This is a genomic window from Secundilactobacillus paracollinoides DSM 15502 = JCM 11969, assembly GCF_001311135.1.
In the GTDB taxonomy this organism is placed as follows: domain Bacteria; phylum Bacillota; class Bacilli; order Lactobacillales; family Lactobacillaceae; genus Secundilactobacillus; species Secundilactobacillus paracollinoides.
Genome location: NZ_BBAG01000132.1, coordinates 1 through 1,955 on the forward strand (window position 1 = coordinate 1; position 1,955 = coordinate 1,955).

Genomic DNA, 1,955 nt, shown 5'->3' on the forward strand with positions numbered 1-1,955 from the left:
CTATCATTCATGGAGGATTAGCTCAGTTGGGAGAGCGTCTGCCTTACAAGCAGAGGGTCACAGGTTCGAGCCCTGTATCCTCCATTGAGCCGTTAGCTCAGTTGGTAGAGCATCTGACTTTTAATCAGAGGGTCGACAGTTCGAGCCTGTCACGGCTCATTACCGAGAGAAATTTCGGATCTCTACACCCATTAATTTATTGAGTTGCCGACTTAGCTCAGTTGGTAGAGCACCTGTCTTGTAAACAGGGGGTCGGAAGTTCGAATCTTCTAGTCGGCATTTAACAGAATATGCGGAAGTAGTTCAGTGGTAGAACATCACCTTGCCATGGTGGGGGTCGCGGGTTCGAATCCCGTCTTCCGCTTTTGCCAAAAACGCCGGGGTGGCGGAATTGGCAGACGCACAGGACTTAAAATCCTGCGGTCAGTGATGACCGTACCGGTTCGATCCCGGTCCTCGGCATTGTTACAATTTAATATTTTGCACCCATAGCGCAATTGGATAGAGTGTCTGACTACGAATCAGAAGGTTGTAGGTTCGACTCCTACTGGGTGCATTGAGCGGGAAGTAGCTCAGCTTGGTAGAGCACCTGGTTTGGGACCAGGGGGTCGCAGGTTCGAATCCTGTCTTCCCGATTTAAATAAATAGTTTCATCTTTATTTAAACACCATCGCGGTGTAGCTCAGCTGGCTAGAGCGTCCGGTTCATACCCGGGAGGTCGAGGGTTCGATCCCCCCCGCCGCGATTGATCATTAGTGCTCGGACCTTTAGCTCAGTTGGTTAGAGCAGACGGCTCATAACCGTCCGGTCGTAGGTTCGAGTCCTACAAGGTCCATTAACTTGGGTCTTTACTATGGTCAAGTAATGTTATATCATTGTTATTGTATCTTATGGAGGATTACCCAAGTCTGGCTGAAGGGAACGGTCTTGAAAACCGTCAGGTGGGTCAAACCACGCGAGAGTTCGAATCTCTCATCCTCCTTTTTATTATCGCGGGATGGAGCAGTCTGGTAGCTCGTCGGGCTCATAACCCGAAGGTCGTTGGTTCAAATCCAGCTCCCGCAATTATTTCTAAATATCTATTTGGTTCGTTGGTCTAGTTGGTTTAGGACGCCTGCCTGTCACGCAGGAGATCACGAGTTCGAGTCTCGTACGAACCGCTTTTATGGCTCGGTAGCTCAGTTGGTAGAGCAACGGATTGAAGCTCCGTGTGTCGGCGGTTCGATTCCGTCCCGCGCCATTAATAAAACAACGCCAATAGAAATACCAAATGCGGGTATAGTTTAGTGGTAAAACCACAGCCTTCCAAGCTGTTGTCGCGAGTTCGATTCTCGTTACCCGCTTTTTGGGCCTATAGCTCAGCTGGTTAGAGCGCACGCCTGATAAGCGTGAGGTCGATGGTTCGAGTCCATTTAGGCCCATTGGAGAAATACTCAAGTGGCTGAAGAGGCGCCCCTGCTAAGGGTGTAGGTCGCGTAAGCGGCGCGAGAGTTCGAATCTCTCTTTCTCCGTTGTTTCATTAATAGTTAAGTCATTTTATAAATGACCCGTTGGTCAAGTGGTTAAGACACCGCCCTTTCACGGCAGTAACATGGGTTCGAATCCCGTACGGGTCATAAAAATAATATTATCGCGGGATGGAGCAGTCTGGTAGCTCGTCGGGCTCATAACCCGAAGGTCGTTGGTTCAAATCCAGCTCCCGCAATTTGGTCCGTTGGTCTAGTTGGTTTAGGACGCCTGCCTGTCACGCAGGAGATCACGAGTTCGAGTCTCGTACGGACCGTCAGTAAACGATGAATGTGAGTTCATCGTTTTTTTGTGTTCAAAAATAAGCATGGCAGCTAACTTAGGAATGCTGCCATGCTTATTTCAAAAAACTGGCCACCTTTAGACGTATTGTAAGCAGTAGATAACCGACCGTATTCAAATCAACTCTAAAATGATTTACGATTATC

The 1,955-nt window shown here is 48.7% G+C and carries 19 tRNA genes; all 19 read left to right on the top strand.

What is annotated here, in order from left to right:
- Positions 1–11 precede the first annotated feature (11 nt).
- Positions 12–84, top strand: a tRNA-Val gene (locus JCM11969_RS16410).
- A gap of 2 nt (positions 85–86) precedes the next feature.
- Positions 87–159, top strand: a tRNA-Lys gene (locus JCM11969_RS16415).
- Between the two features lie 47 nt (positions 160–206).
- A tRNA-Thr gene (locus JCM11969_RS16420) sits at positions 207–279 on the top strand.
- Between the two features lie 13 nt (positions 280–292).
- Positions 293–364: transfer RNA gene (locus tag JCM11969_RS16425), tRNA-Gly, on the top strand.
- 12 nt (positions 365–376) lie between these two features.
- Positions 377–462 (top strand) — tRNA-Leu (locus JCM11969_RS16430).
- 20 nt (positions 463–482) lie between these two features.
- A tRNA-Arg gene (locus tag JCM11969_RS16435) sits at positions 483–556 on the top strand.
- Between the two features lie 5 nt (positions 557–561).
- Positions 562–635: transfer RNA gene (locus tag JCM11969_RS16440), tRNA-Pro, on the top strand.
- 36 nt (positions 636–671) lie between these two features.
- A tRNA-Met gene (locus tag JCM11969_RS16445) sits at positions 672–745 on the top strand.
- A gap of 16 nt (positions 746–761) precedes the next feature.
- Positions 762–835, top strand: a tRNA-Ile gene (locus JCM11969_RS16450).
- Positions 836–892: 57 nt separating this feature from the next.
- A tRNA-Ser gene (locus JCM11969_RS16455) sits at positions 893–982 on the top strand.
- Positions 983–991: 9 nt separating this feature from the next.
- A tRNA-Met gene (locus tag JCM11969_RS16460) sits at positions 992–1,065 on the top strand.
- Positions 1,066–1,085: 20 nt separating this feature from the next.
- Positions 1,086–1,160 (top strand) — tRNA-Asp (locus tag JCM11969_RS16465).
- A gap of 7 nt (positions 1,161–1,167) precedes the next feature.
- A tRNA-Phe gene (locus JCM11969_RS16470) sits at positions 1,168–1,240 on the top strand.
- 32 nt (positions 1,241–1,272) lie between these two features.
- A tRNA-Gly gene (locus JCM11969_RS16475) sits at positions 1,273–1,343 on the top strand.
- A 4-nt stretch (positions 1,344–1,347) separates the two neighbouring features.
- Positions 1,348–1,421, top strand: a tRNA-Ile gene (locus JCM11969_RS16480).
- A gap of 2 nt (positions 1,422–1,423) precedes the next feature.
- Positions 1,424–1,511 (top strand) — tRNA-Ser (locus JCM11969_RS16485).
- Between the two features lie 33 nt (positions 1,512–1,544).
- Positions 1,545–1,616 (top strand) — tRNA-Glu (locus JCM11969_RS16490).
- Between the two features lie 15 nt (positions 1,617–1,631).
- A tRNA-Met gene (locus JCM11969_RS16495) sits at positions 1,632–1,705 on the top strand.
- Positions 1,706–1,708: 3 nt separating this feature from the next.
- A tRNA-Asp gene (locus tag JCM11969_RS16500) sits at positions 1,709–1,783 on the top strand.
- Positions 1,784–1,955: the final 172 nt, after the last annotated feature.